The following is a 23,877-nucleotide window of genomic DNA, read 5'->3' as shown; positions in this document are numbered from 1 at the left end:
TCGGCCCTCCTGATGGACGCTCACATGCTCAACTATTTTTGGTTCTTTCTCGCCGCGCTGTTTGAAATCGCCGGCTGTTACGCGTTCTGGATGTGGCTACGCCAGGGCAAGAGCGCCTGGTGGATTGTGCCGGCCCTGTTGAGTCTTACGCTGTTCGCCCTGTTGCTGACCCGCATCGAAGCGACCTACGCCGGTCGTGCCTACGCCGCTTATGGCGGTATCTATATCATCGCCTCGATCGGCTGGCTGGCCGTGGTGGAGCGAGCGCGGCCGCTGACTTCCGACTGGGTGGGGGTGGCGCTCTGCGTGTTGGGGGCGAGTGTGATTCTGTTCGGTCCGCGGGTTTCCGCCTCTTGAATAAGTCCGCTATCCGACAGGGTTTTGCAGGACGTTTCCTTCAGTTGCCAGAGTGTTGCTTGTAGGGCGTTACTGAATTCTTGAGGGTCTCTTGAGAACCTCAGGCGGGGCGGGCATGGTCAAGGTCCAGATATTCTTAAGGACAAGAACCATGCTCGTACTTAGCCGCGCTGTGGGTGAACTGATTTCCATCGGTGATGATATTTCCGTCCGAGTGCTCTCGGTCAACGGCACCACTGTTCGTTTTGGCGTGGAAGCGCCACGGCACATCGACGTTCATCGCTCCGAGATATACGAAAAGATTCAGAAAAAAAGGGCCCTGGCCAATCGCAAGGTCTGCTCAGTCGAATAGATGCTTGGGCACGTCGTGCTTGAGCATCAACTGGCACTGTTCGCTTTCCGGGTCGAAGACGATCATCGCCTGGCCTTTGGTCAAGGCCTGCCGGACCCGCAATACGCGGGTCTCCAGCGGCGTGTCATCGCCATTGTCGGTGCCGTCGCGGGTCACGAAATCTTCGATCAGGCGAGTGAGCGTGTCGACTTCGAGTTGGTCGTAAGGGATCAGCATGGGGTACCTCGGCTAGACAATGTCGCGATGCTACGACCAAAGGGCTTTTGCGGCTAGCCTGGCTTGGGGCTTGCGGTGTCTGTTGCGGCGCTATCGCGAGCAGGCTCGCTCCCACAGTGTGCCTGCGTCGGGCACGAACTTTATGCTCAACGAAGGTCTCCTTGTGGGAGCGAGCCTGCTCGCGATGGCGTCATGACGGGCACTGAGATTCTGGAACTGTGCTCAGTTATCCGACCGCTGCCCAATCAAACTATCCACCGACGGCACCCGGGTATCGCTTTCCATCTGCGCATCGTGTTCGAGCTGATGGCTGAAGCGGTCCAGCGAACCCTGGGCCGGTTGGGCGTCGCTGGCGAATACCGGTGGGCTGAGAATGTAGGCGCCCAGCAGGCGGCTCAGGGCGGCCAGGCTGTCGATGTGGGTGCGTTCATAGCCATGGGTGGCGTCGCAGCCGAAAGCCAGCAGGGCGGTGCGGATATCGTGGCCGGCGGTGACGGCGGAATGGGCATCGCTGAAGTAATAACGGAACAGGTCGCGGCGCGCCGGCAGTTCGTTTTCCCTGGCCAGCTTCAGCAAGTGCCGTGACAGGTGATAGTCGTAAGGGCCCCCGGAATCCTGCATCGCCACGCTCACTGCGTGTTCGCTCGAGTGCTGGCCCGGTGCGACCGGCGCGATGTCGATGCCGACGAACTCGCTGACATCCCAAGGCAGCGCAGCCGCCGCGCCGCTGCCGGTTTCTTCGGTAATCGTGAACAGCGGGTGGCAGTCGATCAGCAGTTCTTCGCCACTGTCGACAATCGCCTTGAGCGCCGCCAGCAGCGCCGCGACCCCGGCTTTATCGTCCAGGTGCCGAGCACTGATATGGCCACTCTCGGTGAACTCCGGCAAAGGATCGAACGCCACATAGTCGCCAATGCCCACCCCCAGTGTTTCGCAATCGGCGCGGGTGGTGCAGTAGGCGTCCAGGCGCAGTTCGACGTGATCCCAACTGATGGGCATTTCGTCCACGGCGGTGTTGAATGCATGCCCGGACGCCATCAGCGGCAGTACGCTGCCTCGGATCACCCCCGTGTCCGTAAACAGGCTGACGCGACTGCCCTCGGCAAAGCGGCTGGACCAGCAACCCACCGGAGCCAGGGTCAGGCGCCCGTTGTCCTTGATGGCGCGCACCGAGGCGCCGATGGTGTCCAGGTGAGCCGACACGGCCCGATCGGGGCTGCTCTTGCGGCCCTTGAGGGTGGCGCGGATCGTGCCGCGCCGGGTCATTTCAAACTCGATACCCAACTCTTCGAGCCGCTCGGCGACGTAGCGCACGATGGTGTCGGTGAAGCCGGTGGGGCTGGGAATGGCGAGCATTTCCAGCAGGACTTTTTGCAGGTACTCGAGATCCGGTTCGGGAATTTTGCTGATCATGGAAACTCCTGATGAGTTGAGCGCATCGATGGTTTCGATGAGGAAGGGAATGTGTCTGACCTATGAAAGGTTGGTGTCCTTCAAGCCGCCATCGCGAACAGGTTCGCTCCCACAAGGTTTCTGCGGCGGTGCATACCACCGGGTGGGAGCGAGCCTGCTCGCGATGAGGCCCGCCCAGGCACTACACCTCTATTGGGCCACCGCCTGACTATGGGGAAACAGTAAATCCACAAAGCGTTCGGCAGTGGGTTGCGGTTCGTGGTTGGCCAGGCCGGCGCGTTCGTTGGCTTCAATGAACACGTATTCGGGCTGATCGGCCGCTGGCACTAACAGGTCGAGGCCAACCATGGGAATATCCAAGGCCCGCGCGGCGCGTATCGCAGCTTCAGTCAGGGTCGGATGGAGGATGCCCGTGACATCTTCCAGCACGCCGCCCGTATGAAGGTTCGCCGTACGCCGTACGAACAGGTGTTTGCCGGCGGGCAGCACACTGTCGTAGTCATAACCTGCGGCGCTCAATGTGCGTTGCGTCTCGGCGTCCATGGGAATCTTGCTTTCACCCCCCGTGGCCGCTTGTCGGCGGCGGCTTTGGGCTTCGATCAGCGCGCCGATGGTGTGCCGACCGTCGCCGATCACCTCCGCTGGCCGCCGGATCGCCGCTGCCACCACTTCAAAGCCAATCACTAGCACGCGCAGGTCCAGGCCCTCGTGGAAGCTCTCCAGCAGCACCCGGCTGTCAAACTGGCGGGCCGTTTCAATCGCGCTCTGCACCTCTTCAATCGTGCGCAGATCCACCGCGACACCCTGGCCCTGTTCACCGTCCAGTGGCTTGACCACTACCCGTTCGTGCTCATCGAGAAAGGCCAGGTTGTCATCGGCGTTGCCAGCCAACTGTTGGGCCGGCAAGTTCAAGCCGGCGTTTTTCAGCACCTTGTGGGTCAGGCTTTTGTTCTGGCACAGGGTCATGCTGATAGCGCTGGTCAGGTCGCTGAGGGATTCACGGCACCTGATCCGGCGGCTGCCGTGGACCAGGGTAAACAATCCACCTTCGGCGTCGTCCACCTGGACTTCGATGCCCCGGCGGTGAGCCTCTTCGACAATGATGCGCGCATAAGGATTGAACTGCGCCTCGGGGCCCGGCCCCAGGAACAACGGCTGATTAATGCAGTTCTTGCGTTTGATGGCGAACGTCGAAAGATTGCGGAACCCGAGCTTGGCGTAGAGACTTTTCGCCAGGCGATTGTCGTGCAGCACCGAAAGGTCCAGGTAACTCAGGCCCCGGCTCATGAAGTGCTCGATGAGGTGGCGCACCAGGACCTCCCCGACACCGGGCCGCGAGCACTGCGGATCCACGGCCAGGCACCAGAGGCTGCTGCCGTTTTCCGGGTCGTTGAAGGCTTTCTGGTGATTCAGGCCCATGACGCTGCCGATCACCGCGCCGGTGTCATCATCTTCGGCCAGCCAGTAGACCGGCCCGCCCTCATGGCGCGGCGTGAGTCGTTGCGGATCGATGGGCAACATGCCCCGGGCCTGATACAGCAGGTTGATCGCCTGCCAGTCGGCGTCGCTTTGCGCCCGGCGAATCCGGAAACCGCGAAATACCCGGGTGGCCTGGCGATAGTCGCTGAACCACAGGCGCAAGGTGTCGGATGGATCGAGAAACAGCTGCGCCGGTTCCAGCCCGAGTATTTGCTGGGGGGCGGCGACGTACAAGGCAATGTCGCGCTCACCCGATTGCTCATTGAGCAGCTCTTGGGCCAGGCTTGCCGGGTCTGGGAAGGTGTGGCCGATCAGCAATCGGCCCCAGCCGCAGTGCACCGCGATCGGGTCGGCGCCCAGTTCGCTGCCGTCTTCGGCCAGTCGCGCCTGCAGGCGTTCGTAGGAGGGCGCCTGGCCCCGTAGCAGGCGTTGATTGTGGGGTTTCATCGATCAGATTCCTTGCTCGCTGAGCCACAGGTTCAGCGCCGCCAGTTGCCACAGCCTTGAGCCACGCAACGGGGTGAGCTGGCCGTTGGGGTCGGTCAGCAGTCGATCAAGCATCGCCGGGTTGAACAGGCCGCGATCCTGGCTCGGATCCAGCAGCAGTTCGCGGACCCAGGCCAAAGTGTTGCCTTCCAGATGCTTGAGACCGGGTACAGGGAAATAGCCTTTTTTACGGTCGATGACCTCGCCAGGGATCACCCGTCGAGCGGCTTCCTTCAGGACCTGTTTGCCGCCGTCGGGCAGCTTGAATTTCGCCGGGACCCGTGCCGAGAGTTCCACCAGTCGGTAATCCAGGAATGGCGTGCGCGCTTCCAGGCCCCAGGCCATGGTCATGTTGTCGACGCGCTTGACCGGGTCGTCCACCAACATCACCGTGCTGTCCAGACGCAGGGCCTTGTCCACCGCTGCGTCGGCGCCCGGTTGGGCGAAGTGTTCCTTGACGAAATCACCGGCCGCGTCATTGGCCGTCAGCCATTTGGGCTGCACGGTAGCGGCATATTCTTCGTAGCTGCGATCAAAGAATGCGGCGCGATAGGCCGCGTATGGGTCACTGGCGCCGTCCACTTGTGGATACCAGTGGTAACCGGCGAACAGTTCATCGGCGCCCTGGCCGCTTTGCACCACTTTGCAATGCTTGGACACTTCCCGCGACAGCAGGTAGAAGGCGATGCAGTCATGACTGACCATCGGCTCGCTCATGGCGCGAAACGCCGCCGGCAGTTGCTCGATGATTTCTTTTTCGTCGATGCGTAACTGGTGGTGATGAGTGCCGTAGTGCTTGGCGATCAGGTCCGAATACTGGAACTCGTCACCGCGCTCGCCACCGGCATCCTGGAAGCCGATGGAGAATGTGGAAAGGTTTTCCACACCGACCTCCCGCAGCAGGCCCACCAGCATGCTGGAGTCCACGCCGCCGGAAAGCAGCACGCCGACATCCACGGCGGCACGCTGACGAATGGCGACCGCTTCACGGGTGCTGTCGAGCACGCGGTCGATCCAGTCTTGCAGATTCAGGTGCTGTTCGTCGGCCCGTGGTCCGTAGGGCAGGGTCCACCAGGTTTTCTGCTCGGTGGTGCCGTCGGCTTCGACCCGCATCCAGGTGGCAGGCGGCAGCTTTTCAACGCCGGCCAGCAGGGTGCGAGGCGCCGGGACCACGGCATGAAAATTCAGGTAATGGTTCAGCGCCACCGGGTCGAGCATCGGACTGATGTCGCCGCCCTTGAGCAGCGCCGGCAACGCCGAGGCAAAGCGCAGGCGCTGGCCGGTGCGCGACAGGTACAGCGGTTTGACACCGAGGCGGTCGCGGGCGATGAACAGCCGCTTGGCGTCGCGTTCCCAGATGGCGAAGGCGAACATGCCGTTGAGCTTGGGCAACAGTGCTTCGCCCCAGGCGTGGTAGCCCTTGAGCAGCACTTCGGTGTCGCCACCGGAATAGAAGGCGTAGCCCAGGCCTTCCAGCTCGGCGCGCAATTCAGGGTAGTTGTAGATCGCGCCGTTGAAGGCCAGGGACAGGCCCAGTTGATTGTCGATCATCGGCTGGGCCGAACCGTCGGACAAGTCCATGATTTTCAGGCGCCGATGGCCCAGGGCAATGGGGCCCTGACTGTGGAAACCCCACGCGTCGGGGCCGCGAGGAGCCAGGTGATGGGTGATTCGCTCTACGGCCGCAAGGTCCGCAGGTTGTTGATCGAAACGTAACTCTCCAGCTAATCCGCACATAAGTCCTTACCGGTTTTTCCGTTGGGGAGGGTCAAACACCATACGCCAAAATGGCGGGTACTTTGAAACTGACCGGTGGGATTGGTGTGAGTTTTAGATCAATGCGTTATAAGCAGCTGAAGTAGGGACGCTCGGGCGACTGAAAAACCACGGCAAAACATCAGCCTGTGGGAGCGAGCCTGCTCGCGATCGCGGTGTGCCAGTCACTTAGATGCCAGATGATCTGGCGCAATCGCGAGCAGGCTCGCTCCCACAGGTTTTTGTGGCATACCGGCAATCTGCATTAGGCCTTGCCCCGAACCAGCGCCCGCAACGCAAACCGGTTCGGATGACAGGCCTCGGCCACGCTTCGGGGCAGGGGCAAAGGTTCGTTGTCCAGCCAGGCGGCAATCAACTCGCCCGACAATGGCGCGGTGATCAGGCCCCGGGAGCCGTGGCCGCTGTTGATGTACAAGCCATCGAGCCAGGGGCATGGGCAGTCCGGCACTTGGCGGGCGTCCTTGCTCAGCGCCGAGTATGCCTGGGTGAAGGCCTGACTCTCGGCCAACGGGCCGACAATCGGCAGATAGTCCGGACTGGTGCAACGGAACGCCGCGCGGCCCTGGAGGTGTGCCGGGTCCAGGGTGCTGGCGTCCAGGCGTTCCACCAGATCAGCGGAGATTTGCTCCAGCATCTGCAGGTTGCCGGCGTGCTCGGCGGCGGTAGGGGTCAGGTCGTCGTTCTTGAAATCGAAACTGGCCCCCAGGGTGTGCTCGCCCAACCGTGTCGGAGCCACGTAGCCTTCGGCGCAGACCACCGTGCGCAGCGCCTGGCTGTGGGCGGTTTGCGACAGACGGGTGATCTGCCCGCGAATGCGCTTGAGGGGCAAGTCGGCGGCCGCATCGAAGCGTTTGATCTCGGCGGCGCTGGCGAGGATCACTACCGGCGCGCTGGCCAGGCAACGTTCACCGTCCCAGGCCTGCCACTGACCGTCTACGCGGCGTAGCTCGAGGACTTCATGGTGGTTTTGCACCTCAATCTTGGGGGCGGATGCCTGCCAGCGGCACAGCGCGGGCGGATGTACCCAACCGCCTTGCGGGTAAAACAGACCGCCACAGGCCAGGCCGATACCGGACCGCGCCTCGGCCTGGGGTTGATCCAGGACATGCAGCAAATCTTCGGCAAAGGCCTCGGACAATTGCGCCTGGCGCTCGGCTTCCTTGGCGCTGAAGGCCAGTTGCAAGACACCGCAGCCGTCCCAGTCCACACCTCGCTGCAGATGTTCGAGCAGGCGCCGGGTGTAACCGAAACCGCTGAGGATCATCTGCGACAGCGCCGTACCATGGGCCGAAAGCTTGAGATACAACACGCCCTGCGGGTTGCCGGACGCTTCTTCGGCCAACCCGGCATGCCGTTCCAGCAGTGTCACCTGCCAGCCACGGGCCGCGAGGCTGGACGCGCTGGCGCAACCGGCCAGGCCGCCGCCGATCACCAGGGCTCGACGCTCGCCGCTGTGCGCCGTGGGGCGGGCGTACCAGGGTTTTACCGGGGGCGGTGCGGGTGTCAGTTGCGGCCAGCCGAGAAACACCCCGCGAAGGATTTCCCATTTATGGCCGATGCCCGGCGTACGCTTCATCTTGAAGCCGGCCGCGTTCAACAACCGTCGCACCCAGCCGGTGCTGGTAAAGGTGCTGAGGGTCGCGCCGGGGGCAGCCAAGCGCGCCAGTTCGGCAAACAGCTCGGCGGTCCACATCTCGGGATTTTTCGCCGGCGCGAAACCGTCCAGGAACCAGGCGTCGATTTGCGCATCCAGCTGTGGCAATTGTTCCAGGGCGTCGCCGATCAACAAGGTCAGGGTCACCCGGCCGTCTCCCAGCGTCAGGCGCTGGAAGCCCTGATGGATGGCGACGTACTGCGCAAGCAATTGATCCGCCTGAAGCTTGAGTTGCGGCCACAAATCCAGTGCCCGGCGCAGGTCGGGGGGGCTCAAGGGGAATTTCTCGACACTGACAAAATGCAGCCGCGCCCCGGCCGGTGCGCACTGCTCGAACAACTGCCAGGCGCAGAGAAAATTCAGCCCGGTGCCAAACCCGGTCTCGCCGATCACCAGCCGCCCGTCGTCCGGCAGCGCGGCAAAACGCTCGGTCAGGTTGTTCTGTTCAAGGAACACATAGCGGGTTTCTTCCAGGCCCGACTGATCGGAAAAATACACATCGTCGAACACCCGCGAGCGCGGGCGACCCTGATCGTCCCAGTCGAGTTGGGCGTGGTGCTGTACGGGTGTCATGGCAGGCTCGGTCAAAACTGGGAGGCCATTCTAGCCGATCGGTATGGGCTTGCTTGACCCATCGCAATACAGCGTTCGTCTGGATGGAATCTGCTGCACCGGCCCGCGTCCAATCCGCTAGTCTTGCCCCATTCCCTGGAAGGAGCTGTCCATGTTCGAATCCGCTGAAATCGGTCACGCCGTCGATAAAGACACCTATGACGCCGAAGTGCCGGCACTGCGTGAAGCGTTGCTCGAAGCCCAGTACGAGCTACACCAGCAGAGCCGTTTTCCGGTCATCGTGCTGATCAACGGCATCGAAGGCGCCGGCAAGGGCGAAACGGTGAAATTGCTCAATGAGTGGATGGACCCGCGGCTGATCGAAGTGCGTACCTTCGATCAGCAGACCGACGAGGAGCTGGCGCGGCCACCGGCCTGGCGTTATTGGCGGATGCTGCCGGCCAAGGGACGCATGGGGATTTTCTTTGGCAACTGGTACAGCCAGATGCTGCAGGGGCGCGTTCATGGCCAGATCAAGGACCCACGGCTCGATCAGGCCATCAATGGCGCTGAACGGTTGGAGAAAATGCTCTGCGATGAAGGCGCGCTGATCTTCAAGTTCTGGTTCCACCTGTCCAAGAAACAGATGAAAGCCCGGCTCAAGGGGCTCAAGGACGACCCGCTGCACAGCTGGCGCATCAGCCCGCTGGACTGGCAGCAGTCCCAGACCTACGACAAGTTCGTCAAATACGGTGAGCGGGTCCTGCGCCGCACCAGTCGAGACTACGCCCCGTGGCATGTGATCGAAGGCATGGACAGTTATTATCGAAGCCTTACGGTCGGACGGATCCTGCTTGACGGGATGCGCCAGGCCTTGCACCGCTCGAGGATCAAAGCGGAAAAGGTCAATGTGGCGCCACTGCCGCCGCTGGACGACCAGGTCACGCTGCTGGACAGCCTGGACATGACCCTGCGTCTGGACAAGGCCGATTACGAAGAACAACTGATCGCCGAGCAGGCGCGTTTTTCCGGCCTGTTGCGCGATAAACGCATGCGCCGCCATGCCCTGGTGGCGGTGTTCGAGGGCAATGATGCGGCGGGCAAGGGTGGGGCGATCCGGCGGGTCGCGGCAGCGCTCGACCCGCGCCAGTACAGCATCGTACCGATTGCCGCACCCACCGAGGAAGAGCGCGCCCATCCCTACATGTGGCGGTTCTGGCGGCATATCCCGGCGCGGGGCAAGTTCACCGTGTTCGATCGCTCCTGGTACGGCCGGGTGCTGGTGGAGCGGGTCGAAGGTTTTTGCAGCAAGGCCGACTGGCTGCGGGCCTACGGCGAGATCAACGATTTCGAGGAGCAGATTGCCGACGCCGGAGTCGTGGTCGTCAAGTTCTGGCTGGCCATCGACAAGGAGACTCAACTGGAGCGCTTCCAGGAACGCGAGGAAATTCCTTTCAAGCGCTTCAAGATCACCGAGGACGACTGGCGCAACCGTGACAAATGGGATGCCTACCGGGCGGCGGTGTGCGACATGGTTGACCGCACCAGCACCGAGATTTCTCCCTGGACCCTGGTGGAGGCCAACGACAAGCGCTGGGCGCGGGTCAAGGTGTTGCGCACGCTTAATGAAGCGCTGGAGGAGGCCTTCGAGCGCTCAGCAAAGCAGGCTCGCAAGGCGAGCAAGGGCAAATAGTGGCCGATGGGAACGCATACGCGGGGTGAATGATCGTCGCGGTCGGTTATACAGTGGATTTATGCTCAATTGACTCCTAACCGACAATAACAATTGAGGTACAGCCATGCGTGAAGTGGTGATCGTCGACAGCGTGCGGACCGGCCTGGCCAAGTCTTTTCGCGGCAAGTTCAACATGACCCGTCCGGACGACATGGCGGCCCATTGTGTCGATGCATTGTTGGCGCGCAACGGGATCGATCCGGCCAGCGTCGAGGACTGTATCGTCGGCGCCGGTTCGAACGAGGGCGCCCAGGGCTATAACATCGGCCGTAACGTGGCGGTGCTTTCGCAACTGGGCATCGGCACTGCCGGCATGACCCTCAACCGCTTCTGCTCCTCGGGCCTGCAAGCCATCGCCATCGCCGCCAACCAGATCGCCTCCGGTTGCAGCGAGATCATTGTTGCCGGTGGCGTGGAATCTATCAGCCTGACAATGAAAAGCGTCAATACCGATCACCTGATCAACCCGCTGCTCAAGGAGCAAGTGCCGGGGATTTATTTCCCCATGGGCCAGACCGCTGAGGTCGTCGCCCGCCGTTATCAGGTCAGCCGTGAAGAACAGGATCGCTACGCCTTACAGAGCCAGCAGCGCACTGCCCAGGCCCAGGCGGCCGGGCTGTTCGACGACGAGATCGTGCCGATGGCGGTCAAGTACAAGGTCGAGGACAAGAACACCGGTGCGGTGCAGATTCTCGACGGCGTGGTTGATCGCGACGATTGCAACCGCCCCGACACCACCTATGAAAGTCTGGCGGGCTTGAAGCCGGTGTTCGCCGAAGACGGCTCGGTGACGGCAGGCAACTCGTCACAGTTGTCCGACGGGGCTTCGATGACCCTGGTGATGAGCCTGGAAAAAGCCCTGGCCCTGGGGCTCAAGCCCAAGGCGTTTTTCCGTGGCTTTACCGTGGCCGGTTGCGCGCCGGACGAAATGGGTATCGGTCCGGTGTTTTCGGTGCCCAAACTGCTCAAGGCCAAGGGCTTGCATATCGATGATATCGACTTGTGGGAACTCAACGAAGCCTTCGCATCCCAGTGTCTCTACAGTCGTAACCGGCTGGAAATCGATAACGAGAAGTACAACGTCAACGGCGGTTCGATTTCCATTGGCCACCCGTTCGGCATGACCGGTTCGCGCCAGGTCGGCCATCTGGTGCGCGAGCTGCAACGGCGCAGCCTGCGCTACGGCATCGTGACCATGTGCGTGGGCGGCGGGATGGGGGCGACGGGGTTGTTTGAGGCGGTGAGATAACCGGGCGCTGACAGTTAGCGAGATGATTACTTGTGGCGAGGGGATTTATCCCCGCTGGGTTGCGCAGCAACCCTAAAATCTACAACCGAGGTATATCAGGCTGACAGAGTGGTTTGCTTTGGGGCTGCTTTGCAGCCCAGCGGGGATAAATCCCCTCGCCACAAGGGGGGCTGCGTCAGCTGCGCTAGCTGGCAACCTGGGTCAGTTGCTGCATCCGCGCGATATACGCTTTTATCTCCCGTTCTGCCGCCTCACGGCTGGCGAACGGGCCTTCCTGCGTGCCTTCCCGAGTATTGAAGTAAAACTCGCCGTTTACCCGGCAGATCCGGTCGCTGCGAAAAATCGTCGTAGGGGCGGGATCCTGGGCGCGTTTGCCAAACATGGCGGTCTCCAAAGGCAGCGGGGCAATGTCATTTGAGCTTATGCGCAGTCCTTGATTTGCGCCTGGCCAGGCGATCGACGGCAACGACCCGTACAGTCCCATGGACGTCCACGGCCTAACTGTCCCTGTGTCCTGGAGCGATCCGCGCCTAGAATGGGAGCTCTTTGTCTTGAGCCGCGAGGGTTGCATGCACATATCGTCCGGTCGCTGGGTCTACGGCCTGTTCCTTGCCCTGCTGACCGCCCTGCTGTGGGGCATCCTGCCGATCAAGCTCAAGCAAGTGCTGCAGGTGATGGATCCGGTCACCGTGACCTGGTTTCGCTTGCTGGTGTCCGGTGGCTTGCTGTTCATCTACCTGACGGCCACTCGCCGTTTGCCCAGTCGCAAGGTGTTGGGCCCCCGGGGTGGCTGGCTGGTGGCGATGGCGGTGTTGGGGCTGGTCGGCAACTACGTGCTGTACCTGATGGGCCTCAATCGCTTGAGCCCCGGCACCGCGCAACTGGTGGTGCAGATGGGGCCGATCATGTTGCTGGTGGCCAGCCTGTTTGTGTTCAAGGAGCGTTTCAGCGTGGGACAGGGCATCGGCCTGCTGGTGTTGTTGATCGGCTTCACGCTGTTTTTCAACCAGCGCCTCGGCGAGCTGCTGACGTCCCTGAGCGACTACACCGCCGGGGTCTTGATGGTGTTGCTGGCGTCGACGGTCTGGACCTTCTATGCCCTGGGCCAGAAGCAACTGCTGACGGTGTGGAATTCGTTGCAGGTGATGATGGTGATCTACCTGTTCTGCGCGCTGCTGCTCACGCCCTGGGTGCATCCGCTGGAGGCACTGCAACTGAGTCCGCTGCAAGGCTGGCTACTGCTTGCTTGCTGCCTCAATACCCTGATTGCCTACGGCGCCTTTGCCGAGGCCCTGGCTCATTGGGAGGCGTCGCGGGTCAGCGCGACCCTGGCGATCACGCCGCTGGTGACCTTCGCTGCGGTGGCGTTGGCAGCCTGGTGGTGGCCTGACTACGTGCATGCCGAGCAGATCAATCTGTTGGGGTATGGCGGGGCGGTGCTGGTGGTGTTGGGATCGGCATTGGTTGCCCTGGGGCCGTCGCTGATTGCCGGGCTCAGGGCCCGGCGTGAGCGACTGGCTGTCGGGCGATAGACCGCGACTGCAAGAAGAACCGCTTTTTTGTGGGAGCGAGCCTGCGCGCGATAGCGGTCTGGTCGTCGATAATGATGTCGAGCCGAGCGGCCTCATCGCGAGCATGCTCGCTCCCACAGGTGGGTTGTGTTGAGCGCACGCTTTGCGTCCAACCAAGCACACATCTCAGCCCTGGCTTCCGGCCTCCAGCATATTCTCCGGCCGCACCCAGGCATCGAACTCTTCGTCGGTCAGATACCCCAACTGCAAGGCCGCTTCGCGCAGGGTCAGCCCTTCGCCGTAGGCTTTCTTGGCGATTTCGGCGGATTTGTCATAGCCGATGTGTGTGTTCAGGGCGGTGACCAGCATCAAGCCACGTTCCAGATGCGCCGCCATCTGCTCGGCATCCGGTTCGAGCCCGGCGATGCAGTGCTGCTGGAAATTGCTGCAGCCATCGGCCAGCAGACGGATCGACTGCAACAGGTTGTGAATGATCACCGGCTTGAACACGTTCAATTGCAAATGACCCTGGCTGGCGGCGAAACCGATGGTCACGTCGTTGCCCATGACCTGGCAGGCCAGCATCGACAAGGCTTCGCACTGGGTCGGGTTGACCTTGCCGGGCATGATGGAGCTGCCCGGCTCATTGGCCGGCAACTTCACTTCGGCGAACCCGGCCCGTGGCCCGGAGCCCAGCAGGCGCAGGTCATTGGCAATCTTCATCAGGGTCACGGCCAGGGTTTTCAGCGCGCCGGACAACGTGGTCAGGGGCTCATGGCCGGCCAACGCCGCGAACTTGTTTGGCGCGGTGACGAAGGGCAGACCGGACAGCGCCGCCAGTTCAGCGGCGATCGCCTCGCCGAAGCCGTGGGGCGAGTTGAGCCCGGTGCCCACTGCCGTGCCGCCCTGGGCAAGTTCGCAAACCGCCGGCAGTGCCGCACGGATCGCCCGTTCGGCGTAATCGAGTTGAGCGATGAAGGCTGACAATTCTTGGCCGAAGGTGATCGGCGTGGCATCCATCATGTGGGTGCGGCCGGTCTTGACCAGTTTCATGTGGCGCGCCGCCAGTTCCGCCAGTGCGCCGGACAACTCGGCGATCGCCGGCAGCAATTGCTGATGTACCGCCTGGATGGCGGCGATGTGCATGGCGGTGGGGAAGCAGTCGTTGGAGCTCTGGGAGCGGTTGACGTGATCGTTCGGGTGCACCGGGCTCTTGCCGCCGCGGGGATTGCCCGCCAGCTCGTTGGCGCGCCCGGCGATCACTTCGTTGACGTTCATGTTGCTTTGGGTTCCGCTGCCGGTCTGCCAGACCACCAGGGGGAATTGGTCGTCATGCTGGCCGGCCAGGACTTCGTCGGCGGCCTGTTCGATCAGGCGCGCGATGTCGGCAGGCAAGTCGCCATTGCGGTCATTGACCCGCGCGGCGGCTTTCTTGATCAGCGCCAGGGCGTGCAGCACCGACAGCGGCATGCGTTCGTTGCCAATGGCAAAGTTGATCAGGGAGCGCTGCGTCTGGGCGCCCCAGTAGGCTTCATCCGGGACTTCAACCTGGCCAAGGCTGTCGGTTTCGATACGGCTCATCGGGTCAAACTCCTGTAGGTCTGAATGCGCAGTTTAGGCCCTGAAGGGCGACACGGGTTCCCTCAATCATTTTTCGATCGTTTCGGCCCGTCAATCGGACGCGTAGAGCAATGGGGTTGAGGCTCGGCGTTTATTAGGCGCAGAATGATCGCCCTTGGGGTTTTACCTCGCCTGTAGAAAAGGAAACTCGATGACCCGTCTTCGTGCCATCTGTACCGCAGTTGCTCTGGTGTGTGCCAGCAGTCCTGTTTTTGCCGATACCGCCAGCCACAACGCCAGTGCCGAAGAGTTCCTGACCCTGGCGCACGCCGACAAACTGGGTACCCCGGTGTACATGCAAGTGCAGCAGATGTTTGCCCAGCGCTTTGAACAGACCAAGGCTCCCGAGTCGAAAAAAGCCACCCTCGAAACCTACCAGGCCAAGGCCAACGCCGCGCTGGATCAGGCCATCGGCTGGAAGAAGCTCAAGCCGGACATGGTCAAGCTTTACACCTCCAACTTCAGCGAGCCGGAGCTCAAGGAACTGGTGTCCTTCTACCGTTCGCCCCTGGGCAAGAAAGTCCTGGAAAAAATGCCCCAGCTGACCCAGCAATCGGCCCAGTTGACCCAGGCCAAGCTGGAAAGCGCGGTGCCGGTGGTCAACAAGCTGCTGGCGGACATGACCGCCGAGCTTGAGCCCAAAGCCGCCCCTGCCAAGAAAAAGCCGTAAGCGGAGCCCGGTATGAGCATGCAACAACGCATCGAATCGACGCTCGGGCTGTTGCAGCCCGAGCACCTGCAAGTGCTGGATGAAAGCCACATGCACAGCCGTGGGTTACAGACCCACTTCAAGGCCGTGGTGGTCAGCCACCAGTTCGAGGGGCTCAATCGCGTCAAGCGTCATCAGAAGGTCTACGGCACGCTGGGCGAGCTGATGGGTGAGTTCCATGCGTTGGCGCTGCACACCTATACCCCCGAGGAATGGGCGCAGATCGATACAGCCCCGGCTTCGCCGACTTGTGCCGGTGGCAGCAAGCACTGATCTGCAGAGAATGACTGCTGTTGTGGCTGTTGTCGCTGCACTCCTGCAACCCCTCTGTTTTTTGTTAGAATCCGCAACGCGCCTCACGGGGCGCGTTTTTTTTCGCATCCGGTTCACCCTTTGCGAGGGTAGCCACCTGGAGAAATACCCATGACACCATCCATTGTCGTGGCGGCACTGTATAAGTTCGTCACCCTTGAAGATTACGTCGAGCTGCGTGAGCCATTGCTCAAGGCCATGCTCGACAACGGCATCAAAGGCACGCTGCTGATCGCCGAAGAAGGCATCAACGGCACCGTTTCCGGCACTCGCGAAGGCATCGACGGATTGCTGGCCTGGCTCAAAAACGACCCGCGCATGATCGACATCGACCACAAGGAGTCGTACTGCGATGAGCAGCCGTTCTATCGCACCAAGGTCAAGCTCAAGAAGGAAATCGTCACCCTCGGCGTCGAAGGCGTGGATCCCAACAAACAGGTTGGCACTTATGTCGAACCGCAGGACTGGAACGCACTGATCAGCGATCCGGAAGTCTTGCTGATCGACACGCGCAACGACTACGAAGTGTCCATCGGCACCTTTGAAGGCGCGATCGACCCCAAGACCACCAGCTTTCGCGAGTTCCCCGAGTACATCAAAGCCAACTTCGACCCGGCCAGGCACAAGAAAGTCGCGATGTTCTGCACCGGTGGCATTCGCTGCGAAAAAGCTTCCAGCTACATGCTCGGCCAGGGTTTCGACGAGGTCTATCACCTCAAGGGTGGCATCCTGAAGTACCTTGAAGAGGTGCCTCAGGAAGAAACCAAATGGCGCGGCGACTGCTTCGTGTTCGATAACCGCGTGACCGTTCGCCATGACCTTAGCGAAGGCGACTACGATCAGTGTCATGCCTGTCGTACACCGGTGAGCGTAGAAGACCGTGCTTCGGAGCACTACGTGCCAGGCATCAGTTGCCCGCATTGCTGGGACAAGCTGAGCGAGAAGACCCGGCGCAGCGCCATCGACCGGCAAAAGCAGATCGAACTGGCCAAGGCCCGCAACATGCCGCATCCGATCGGCTACAACTATAAGCAATCACCTTCCGAGGTTTGAACCATGGCGCCACGCCTGCTCTATGTGATGGACCCGATGTGTTCCTGGTGCTGGGGGTTTGCGCCGGTTGCCGAGGCACTGGTCGAGCAGGCGCAGGCCGCCGGGGTAGAACTGCACCTGGTGGTGGGCGGTTTGCGCACCGGCAGCGGTTCGGCCCTGGAGCCGACCACCCGACGCTACATCCTCGAGCATTGGCAGGCCGTCACCCAGGCCACCGGCCAGACGTTCAAGCTTGAAGGGGCGCTGCCGGACGGTTTTGTCTATGACACCGAACCGGCCTGCCGGGCACTGGTGACGGCCCGTGGCCTGGCGCCGGACCTGGCCTGGAAGCTGTTGAAGCTGATCCAGCAGGCGTTTTATGTCGAGGGTCGTGATGTGACCCACGCCAGCGTCCTGGTGGAACTGGCCGAACAGGCTGGACTGCCACGCATCGAGTTCGCCGCAGCCTTTGACCGCGCCGAGCAACATGCGGCCACTGCCGCGGATTTCACCTGGGTGCAGGATCTTGGCATCGCGGGTTTTCCTACGCTGCTGGCCGAGCGTGACGGTCAATTGGCCTTGCTTACCAACGGCTACCAGCCCCTGAGCCAGTTGTCTCCACTGTTGGGCCGCTGGCTGGAGCGCGCGGCCTGTGCCTGACCGGGCGGATGACGCATCCCCTGGGCAGCGCGTCGACCGCTTGAGCTGGGCAGAAATCCGCCGTCTGGCCCTTAAACACAAGAAAGCCCTGTGGATCGCCAACGGCGTGGCCGTGCTGGCGACGCTGTGCAGCGTACCGATCCCGCTGCTACTGCCGCTTTTAGTGGACGAAGTGCTGCTGGGCCAGGGCGACGCGGCATTGAAGGTCATGAACCATGCGTTGCCCAGCGGCTGGCAAAGCGCGGCCGGTTATATTGGCCTGATGCTGGTGGTGACCCTGGTCCTGCGATGCGGCGCTTTGCTGTTCAACGTGCTGCAGGCGCGATTGTTCGCCAGGCTGGCCAAGGACATCGTCTATCGCATTCGCGTCCGATTGATCGAACGGCTCAAACGTATTTCCCTGGGCGAGTACGAAAGCCTGGGCAGCGGTACCGTGACCACACACCTGGTCACCGACCTGGACACGCTTGATAAATTCATCGGCGAAACCCTCAGTCGTTTCCTGGTGGCGATGCTGACACTGGTGGGCACTGCCGGCATTCTGGTGTGGATGCACTGGCAACTGGCGCTGCTGATCCTGTTGTTCAACCCGTTGGTGATCTACGCCACGGTCCAGTTGGGCAAACGGGTCAAGCACCTCAAGAAGCTGGAGAATGACAGCACCTCGCGCTTCACCCAGGCCCTGACCGAAACCCTGGATGCCATCCAGGAGGTGCGTGCCGGTAACCGCCAGGGTTATTTCCTGGGTCGATTGGGGACACGGGCCAGGGAGGTCCGTGATTACGCAGTGAGTTCACAGTGGAAAACCGATGCCTCGAACCGCGCCAGCGGTTTGCTGTTTCAGTTTGGTATCGATATTTTCCGCGCAGCGGCGATGCTCACCGTACTGTTCTCCGACCTCTCCATCGGCCAGATGCTGGCGGTGTTCAGCTACCTGTGGTTCATGATCGGACCGGTGGAGCAACTGCTCAATCTGCAGTACGCGTTTTATGCCGCCGGGGGCGCATTGTCGCGGATCAACGAGTTGTTGGCCCGTGCCGACGAACCGCAATACACCGGCAGTGTTAACCCGTTCCAGGGGCGTGCCACCGTGGGTATCGAAGTTCAGGGGCTGAGTTTCGGCTACGGCGACGAACTGGTGCTGAACCAGATGAACCTGTCGATTGCCCCCGGTGAGAAAGTCGCGATTGTCGGGGCCAGCGGGGGTGGCAAAAGTACCTTGGTCCAGTTGCTGTTGGGGCTGTACACGCCGCTGGCCGGGACTATCCGTTTCGGTGGTTCGACTCAGCAGGAAATCGGCCTGGAAACCGTGCGCGACAATGTTGCCGTGGTCCTGCAGCATCCCGCGCTGTTCAACGACACGGTACGGGCCAACCTGACCATGGGCCGCGAGCGCACGGATGAGGCCTGCTGGCAGGCACTGGAAATCGCCCAACTGCACCAGACGATCATAAGTTTGCCCAACGGTCTGGACAGCATCGTCGGCCGTTCCGGCGTGCGTCTGTCCGGCGGCCAGCGCCAGCGCCTGGCCATTGCCCGGATGGTGCTGGCCGAGCCCAAGGTGGTGATCCTCGACGAGGCGACGTCGGCGCTGGACGCCGCCACCGAGTACAACCTGCACCAGGCGCTGGCGCGGTTCTTGAGCAACCGGACCACCTTGATCATCGCGCACCGGTTGTCGGCCGTGAAGCAGGCCGACCGCGTGCTGGTGTTCGACGGCGGACAAATCGCCGAGGATGGCGACCATCAGCAACTGATTGCTGACGGTGGTTTATACGCCAAGCTCTACGGGCATCTGCAGCAGCATTGATCGCCAGGGATCAATCGGATTCGGTTGAAGAGCTCATTTCAGTTGCCGGACGCTTACGGCGCTGTCCCCAGATGACGTTCAACGCAGCGGCTCCGCGCTCATGACCGAACTCCTTCATGACAATCGCGCAGGATTCGCAAGGAGGCAGGGTGGTGGCAAGCGTGATCGACTTGATGTCTTCAGGGTTTGGATACTTTTCGCTGATGTAGGCAATCAGTTTGCTTTCACTGTCCGCAGAGGTCACTCGACTGAGCCTGTCCGAGGTGCCCGGAGCATCCATCAGATGGGGGATAGCGAGCAATTTTCCATCGGCGCTCAGAGTGAGGGAGGCAGGGTCAATCGCGTTCCTGATGCCATCAACATTGAAGTAAGTGGCCTCTTTGACGTTGACTTGCGTATAGCCACTGTGGGATTTGAACAGCGGCAGGTGCCGGGTGTAGTCCTCGATTCCGGAAACACTGACATATATTTCGTTGTTTCCGGATGCCGTGATGACGTGGGCAAAAGCTATGTTCTTTTGATTTTTGGTCGGAAGGGTTTTTTGCAGTTCTCGCATGGCGTCATTGATGGTCACCGCTCGGGTGGTGGATTGAGACGGGCCGGCAATGGACGGCGATGTAAAAAGCGCGTTGAAGATGCTTGCGGTTGATTTTTGTATGGCTTCGGGCGCTTGTGTGGTGGGTTGCCACACGGCTGCTCCGTTAGGCAAATCAGAGACAATCATCCTGGTGCGACGATCGAATAACACCGCCTCGGCGGGGTAGGTACTGACTTTCAACCACTTCATATTGGAGGGTGGATGGCTCGGTGCGCCAATGGGTATCGAAATTTCATCGATCTTGTCCAGTGCCCGTTCGACCTGGTCTCTGCCGTAGATTCGCGCGGCGTTGTTGGCGTTCAACGAACCGATATAAACCCGTTGCAGCTCTTCTCCCAAAGAGCCGGGCGTCAGGTCGCTTGGGCCAAGCCTTTTCAGGCTCAGAGCAGACTCGACACTCTCAGTGGAGAGCAATCTGGTCATGTAATAATCATCCGTGTTCAAGCGGGTGAATATGTACGTGAACTGCTCATCGATCGAGGGAATGATGAGCGCGCCGGTTTGATGGATATCGTCAATTTTTTCTGCCGAACCGGTTACTTTGATGCCACCGTACAGACCGGTTTGAAATTCCAGGGTCGCCGTAATGGTTTCTTTGGGGATGGGGATTCTGCTGGAGAGACCGATCCATTGCGGTTTGCCTTTGTAGGTGTTGAGCTTGCCGTCCTTGAGTTCATAGATTTTCCCTTCGAAGGCGAGCAGGGCGCGATCGTTGGGATGCTTGGGCGTGGAGGGATAGAACGTTGCGTCACCAAACCAGGGCGCCCAGCTTAACTCAGTGCTGAACTCGCCCGCGGGTGGGCGCTCGGCAGGTTTGTCTTGCACTACATACCTGGTTTTGCACGCCTCATCCGGCGCACGACGAACACGGCACGCCAGTTTCCTGAAGGGTGGATTGTCATCCCGGTGGCTGATGCGACGCAGGGTTCCGGCCTTCAAACGATAGGGCACGCCATCCACATAGAAGAGGCGGCTGCCATCGGCTTCAAGCACTTCTAGTACCCGGGCATTTTCCGGTAACTCAACGAGGGTCTCGATGTCGGTTTGCGCCCGTGTGTTGAAGTGGGAGCGGCCCGGTGATACGTCAGCGCCCAGCCCAGGGCCGTAAGGCCTGGACGATAAAGGGTCAATCAAACGGTAATCGGCGCTGCCTGTGGCTGTGGTGTTGCGCACAGGAACATCGTCAACTCCGCGCACAGTGCTCAACTGGTCATTCATTGTCAGTGGACGCCAGCGGCCCGGGTCCGTGGCTTGGGCCATGCCTTGGACGAAATCGTATTGGCCGGCGCGCCCGGACAACGTCTTGAGACTCAGATAGCCCTTTTTACTGAACCTGTACACGCTCTGGCTGCCTGCCCGTAGCAAGGACGCAATGCCGTCGAGCGGGTTCAGGGTGGCGTTGAGCAAACTACCTGTCAGCGTTGCAAAGGCAGGCAGTGCTTTGCCAATGCTCAACTTGCCCGCGGCGCTGACCAACTTCAGCGAGCCTGACGCAAACTTGCCCATGGGTCGGGCGAATGCAACAAAATCTGTGAACAGGCCAAAGGCTCCACTCACCAGGCGATCACGGTCCCCCGAAGCCAAGTCTTCGATACTGCCCCAGAAGGGCACAAACATTTTGAGGATTTCCAGGTTTTTTTCACGCCTGGCCTTTTGACGGTCGAATTCGGTTTCGCCATAACAACTGTCGTAGAGCTGTTTTTCGTCAACGAAAAGCAGCTTCTCGCAAATGTACCGGGCCAGGTCCAGGGTGACTTTCGACTCCAATGTCCGCGGTAGGGTGTGGTTGGCGTCGCTATTGTTCGATTCGCCGAACGTGCCGCCAAGTGGGTCCAGGATGGCTTGGCATTCTTTGTGAGCGCCGGGGAGGGTGCCTTTTACGTGGGCATCCCAATCGAACGGAAGGGTTTTATGGCGAAGAACATCCACACTCACTGCCGAGCCGCGGCTGATTCTCCACTTTTCGATTTTGCGCTCTGCGCCAATATGGTGTGGCTGAATATCCGGTCGTGGGCGGATCACCCCAGCCCGCGGGAGCAGTTCGTAGTACGAGGTTTTGCGCTGGCTCGTCGTTTCCAGGATGAAGCCATTACGCGCGCGCAGGGGCAGCGTCTTATCTTCGGATTCATTGTTTGCTTCAATGCCCGTGGTTTCTTTTCTGAGGGTGTAGACCTTTGTCACGCCGTACTCCAGGGCTTGGCGATCAGCCAGGGGTAGGGATGCGAGCAGGTGGGTGATCAACGTGCGATAGGAACTTCTGATGAAGCTGAGGTAGATGTCGAAATGGGTTTTGAACGTTTGCTCGATATCGGGGAGCTTCCTGTCCTGCTGGGCAATAGCGCTAAAGCCGGGCGCGGCAAAGTTAGTCTGTAGGGTCGTATCGTGGTCGATCTTGAACCAGACATCGGTGATGACTTTTCCATCGGGCCGGGTGACGAACCATTTATGCTCAGTGAGTTGGCCGGCTGCATACACATCCGTGAATGTGTAAGTTTGGGGGGCGAGTCTTGCGATGGGGCCGCTGAGCCGAGTCACGGGGGCGGCATAAGTGCTGGCCTCCTTCACCAGCTTCCTGCCATCCGTCACGAACCGGCCGTCTGCGAAGAGCTTCGCCATTTTAAGCCGGGCGATGTTCAGCCTCTCGGGGGGGCGGCTATCCAGCCAGTTGACCGCCCGGGTCAAGCTATCGATGGTGAAGTCGAGCTTTTCTGCAGCAGTCTGTATGTCCTGCAGGGTGTAGTGCTCGTCGGCCTTATGGGCAACCAGGCCGTTTGTCACGGCCCATTCCAGCATGGGTTTCAATCTGGTCAGGGTGACCAGTTTCAGGTCATCAGCCGTGGCTTCACTGGCGTATTGGCCAGGGAAGTCGACCAGTTGCTGGAAACTCAGTCTTTGCAGCAACGTCGGGTCGATCGCGTCAGCAAGACCCACACCATGAGCAAAATTTACCCAGACGGTGGAGCTTCGGTAAGGCAGTTGCGACGGTATATCGTGAATCTGGAAGTGCGGCGGGAACAAGGATTGATAAAGACGCGCGAGCAGAATGGATTCGTTCACTGACGCGGCGCGTTTTGAAGACAGCAGATGCGCCTCGAACTCGGCCCGAATCTGCCCATAGCTTTTCCCCCAGTTGGACGAACGTTGCCACGGGTAACCGGCGATACTGTCCGGGCTCTCGTTTTGCTCCTTTTCAAGCCAAAGACGAATGGCGTGGGCGAGCAGCTTGGTGCATATCCCTGCAGCCGTGTCCTCACCGGGTCTGCCGCCAAACCAGCCCAGCACTTGCAATAACCTGGTTGCCAGTTTCCGGGCGTTCGTCGATTGCAGAATAGCCTCCAGATACGCCGAAGGCTTCGCCCGGATTTGCGTCGTCGTCAATGTGTCGATATCCGAAGCGCCCAGGTAGGCCAGCAATGGGGTGTGCGGCGTAGGCAGGAATTGACGCACTGTGTCAGTGATCAGGTTCTCAGTGTGGGGGCTCAGGGCGTCGATGTTTATTCCATGTCCAAGCCCCAGCGTGTGGTGAGCGCGTTTCTCTTCCAGCGCATTCATCGTGGCGTGGCGTTGCTCGGTGTTTTGCCGATTGCATGGGGTAATACCGTAAAACCAGGTCATTCGTGCAAATGTTACTTGGCCGTCGAAACGAATTTGCCCGCCTAATAGTCGAGCAGTTTTTTCAATCTTTGCACGCAGCCCGTTCCAAGAGGGGTCGTTGTTCAGTGGAATCTGAATGGTGGTTTCTCTGTTCCTTGACAGTGTCTCGTAGAGGGCTTTGCCGTCTTTTAAAGTGACGATCAAGTGGTAATGAGGGGCGCTTAGCGTTTTGCACAGCGCCTGATAGTTTTTATCCTGGATGAGCGTGTGCAGTGCTCGTTGTCCGGTTTCATTTTCCAACGCCATGGGTGAACAAAGCCTGGGCTTGATCAGGCTGTCGGCCAACGTCTGCAGCGGTATCTGATGGTTTCGAACGAGCGATAGCATGGCCTCGTAATCGCCCAGAAAACCCTGATGTTTCTCGGCATAAGAGGGTGTCGGGCTCAGACTCGTTGAAAGGCCGGGGGCGGCGGTAGATTGCATATGGAGGTTTCCTGGTGATTAACGAACGTTTCTCTACGCGCCTCGATAAAGTGCAAGGTCTAGAGAAGTTCCGTATCAAAACAGTCCAGGCAAACCCGGGGTGGTAGATATGTATGGGGTGCAGGAAAGTTGTAATGGCGTTTGGCAATTACCAGGGCTTTATCACCGCTGTTGTCTCAGGCATCCAGGGGCATGGGGTGTCAAATAGTGTCCGGCCTCTTGCGGGGAGCTGCTACGCCTCCTAGTCTTGCGGGAATGAGCGGTCTGAATGCTGATCGC

General features: G+C 60.5%; 18 protein-coding genes. 10 read left to right on the top strand and 8 right to left on the bottom strand.

Annotated features, from left to right (window positions below):
- Positions 1-24: 24 nt before the first annotated feature.
- The gene (locus tag BW979_RS22590) at positions 25-357 is read left to right on the top strand and encodes a YnfA family protein (RefSeq protein ID WP_076385806.1); all 333 of its coding nucleotides are present in this window, start codon (positions 25-27) and stop codon (positions 355-357) included.
- Positions 358-508: 151 nt separating this feature from the next.
- Positions 509-709 (top strand): carbon storage regulator CsrA, encoded by a 201-nt coding sequence (csrA, locus tag BW979_RS22585; protein WP_076385804.1) that lies wholly within the window; start codon positions 509-511, stop codon positions 707-709.
- On the opposite strand, the gene BW979_RS22580 is transcribed toward csrA, so the two are convergent.
- From BW979_RS22580 to mnmC, 5 genes are all read right to left on the bottom strand, one after another.
- Positions 698-925, bottom strand: a complete 228-nt coding sequence (locus BW979_RS22580) for a YheU family protein (protein ID WP_047226285.1) — start codon at positions 923-925, stop codon at positions 698-700. The genes csrA and BW979_RS22580 overlap by 12 nt on opposite strands.
- A 222-nt stretch (positions 926-1,147) precedes the next feature.
- The gene (locus tag BW979_RS22575) at positions 1,148-2,338 is read right to left on the bottom strand and encodes an osmoprotectant NAGGN system M42 family peptidase (protein WP_076385802.1); all 1,191 of its coding nucleotides are present in this window, start codon (positions 2,336-2,338) and stop codon (positions 1,148-1,150) included.
- A 189-nt stretch (positions 2,339-2,527) separates the two neighbouring features.
- Entirely contained in the window at positions 2,528-4,264 is a 1,737-nt protein-coding gene (ngg, locus tag BW979_RS22570; protein WP_047226287.1) for an N-acetylglutaminylglutamine synthetase, read from the bottom strand.
- A 3-nt stretch (positions 4,265-4,267) separates the two neighbouring features.
- Complete coding sequence (locus BW979_RS22565; protein ID WP_047226288.1) at positions 4,268-6,040, bottom strand: N-acetylglutaminylglutamine amidotransferase; 1,773 nt, start codon at positions 6,038-6,040, stop codon at positions 4,268-4,270.
- Between the two features lie 283 nt (positions 6,041-6,323).
- Positions 6,324-8,306, bottom strand: coding sequence for a bifunctional tRNA (5-methylaminomethyl-2-thiouridine)(34)-methyltransferase MnmD/FAD-dependent 5-carboxymethylaminomethyl-2-thiouridine(34) oxidoreductase MnmC (gene mnmC, locus BW979_RS22560; RefSeq protein WP_076385800.1), 1,983 nt, complete (start codon positions 8,304-8,306; stop codon positions 6,324-6,326).
- A 151-nt stretch (positions 8,307-8,457) separates the two neighbouring features.
- Here mnmC and pap point away from each other — a divergent pair, with 151 nt between their 5' ends.
- Both pap and BW979_RS22550 read left to right on the top strand, forming a co-directional pair.
- Positions 8,458-9,978, top strand: coding sequence for a polyphosphate:AMP phosphotransferase (gene pap, locus BW979_RS22555; RefSeq protein WP_047226290.1), 1,521 nt, complete (start codon positions 8,458-8,460; stop codon positions 9,976-9,978).
- 106 nt (positions 9,979-10,084) lie between these two features.
- Positions 10,085-11,269 (top strand): thiolase family protein, encoded by a 1,185-nt coding sequence (locus tag BW979_RS22550; protein ID WP_076385798.1) that lies wholly within the window; start codon positions 10,085-10,087, stop codon positions 11,267-11,269.
- Positions 11,270-11,453: 184 nt separating this feature from the next.
- Here the strand turns inward: BW979_RS22550 and BW979_RS22545 are convergent, their stop codons facing one another.
- Entirely contained in the window at positions 11,454-11,651 is a 198-nt protein-coding gene (locus tag BW979_RS22545) for a DUF6316 family protein (protein ID WP_047226415.1), read from the bottom strand.
- A 187-nt stretch (positions 11,652-11,838) separates the two neighbouring features.
- Between BW979_RS22545 and BW979_RS22540 the strand changes: the two genes are divergently transcribed.
- A complete protein-coding gene (locus BW979_RS22540; protein ID WP_076385796.1) occupies positions 11,839-12,801 on the top strand; it encodes a DMT family transporter in 963 nt (320 codons plus the stop codon).
- 165 nt (positions 12,802-12,966) lie between these two features.
- On the opposite strand, the gene BW979_RS22535 is transcribed toward BW979_RS22540, so the two are convergent.
- Positions 12,967-14,361: a class II fumarate hydratase gene (locus BW979_RS22535; RefSeq protein WP_076385794.1), complete on the bottom strand. Its 1,395-nt coding sequence runs from the start codon at positions 14,359-14,361 to the stop codon at positions 12,967-12,969.
- Between the two features lie 190 nt (positions 14,362-14,551).
- Between BW979_RS22535 and BW979_RS22530 the strand changes: the two genes are divergently transcribed.
- The 5 genes from BW979_RS22530 to BW979_RS22510 all read left to right on the top strand — a co-directional run bounded on the left by BW979_RS22530 (position 14,552) and on the right by BW979_RS22510 (position 18,923).
- Positions 14,552-15,070, top strand: a complete 519-nt coding sequence (locus BW979_RS22530) for a DUF2059 domain-containing protein (protein ID WP_047226294.1) — start codon at positions 14,552-14,554, stop codon at positions 15,068-15,070.
- Positions 15,071-15,082: 12 nt separating this feature from the next.
- Positions 15,083-15,382, top strand: a complete 300-nt coding sequence (locus tag BW979_RS22525) for a BolA family protein (protein WP_047226295.1) — start codon at positions 15,083-15,085, stop codon at positions 15,380-15,382.
- Between the two features lie 150 nt (positions 15,383-15,532).
- Positions 15,533-16,474, top strand: a complete 942-nt coding sequence (gene trhO, locus BW979_RS22520) for an oxygen-dependent tRNA uridine(34) hydroxylase TrhO (RefSeq protein WP_076385792.1) — start codon at positions 15,533-15,535, stop codon at positions 16,472-16,474.
- Between the two features lie 36 nt (positions 16,475-16,510).
- Positions 16,511-17,113, top strand: a complete 603-nt coding sequence (locus BW979_RS22515) for a DsbA family protein (RefSeq protein ID WP_171061403.1) — start codon at positions 16,511-16,513, stop codon at positions 17,111-17,113.
- Positions 17,106-18,923 (top strand): ABC transporter ATP-binding protein, encoded by a 1,818-nt coding sequence (locus BW979_RS22510; RefSeq protein ID WP_076385790.1) that lies wholly within the window; start codon positions 17,106-17,108, stop codon positions 18,921-18,923. The genes BW979_RS22515 and BW979_RS22510 overlap by 8 nt, the downstream gene beginning before the upstream one ends.
- Positions 18,924-18,933: 10 nt before the next feature.
- On the opposite strand, the gene BW979_RS22505 is transcribed toward BW979_RS22510, so the two are convergent.
- On the bottom strand, positions 18,934-23,598 hold the full coding sequence (locus BW979_RS22505; protein ID WP_083714452.1) for a deaminase domain-containing protein: 4,665 nt from the start codon (positions 23,596-23,598) through the stop codon (positions 18,934-18,936).
- Positions 23,599-23,877 lie beyond the last annotated feature (279 nt).

The sequence above is a fragment of the Pseudomonas sp. A214 genome (assembly GCF_900156295.1).
GTDB classification, from domain to species: domain Bacteria; phylum Pseudomonadota; class Gammaproteobacteria; order Pseudomonadales; family Pseudomonadaceae; genus Aquipseudomonas; species Aquipseudomonas rhizophila.
This window is presented reverse-complemented; position numbering and strand designations above follow the sequence as displayed.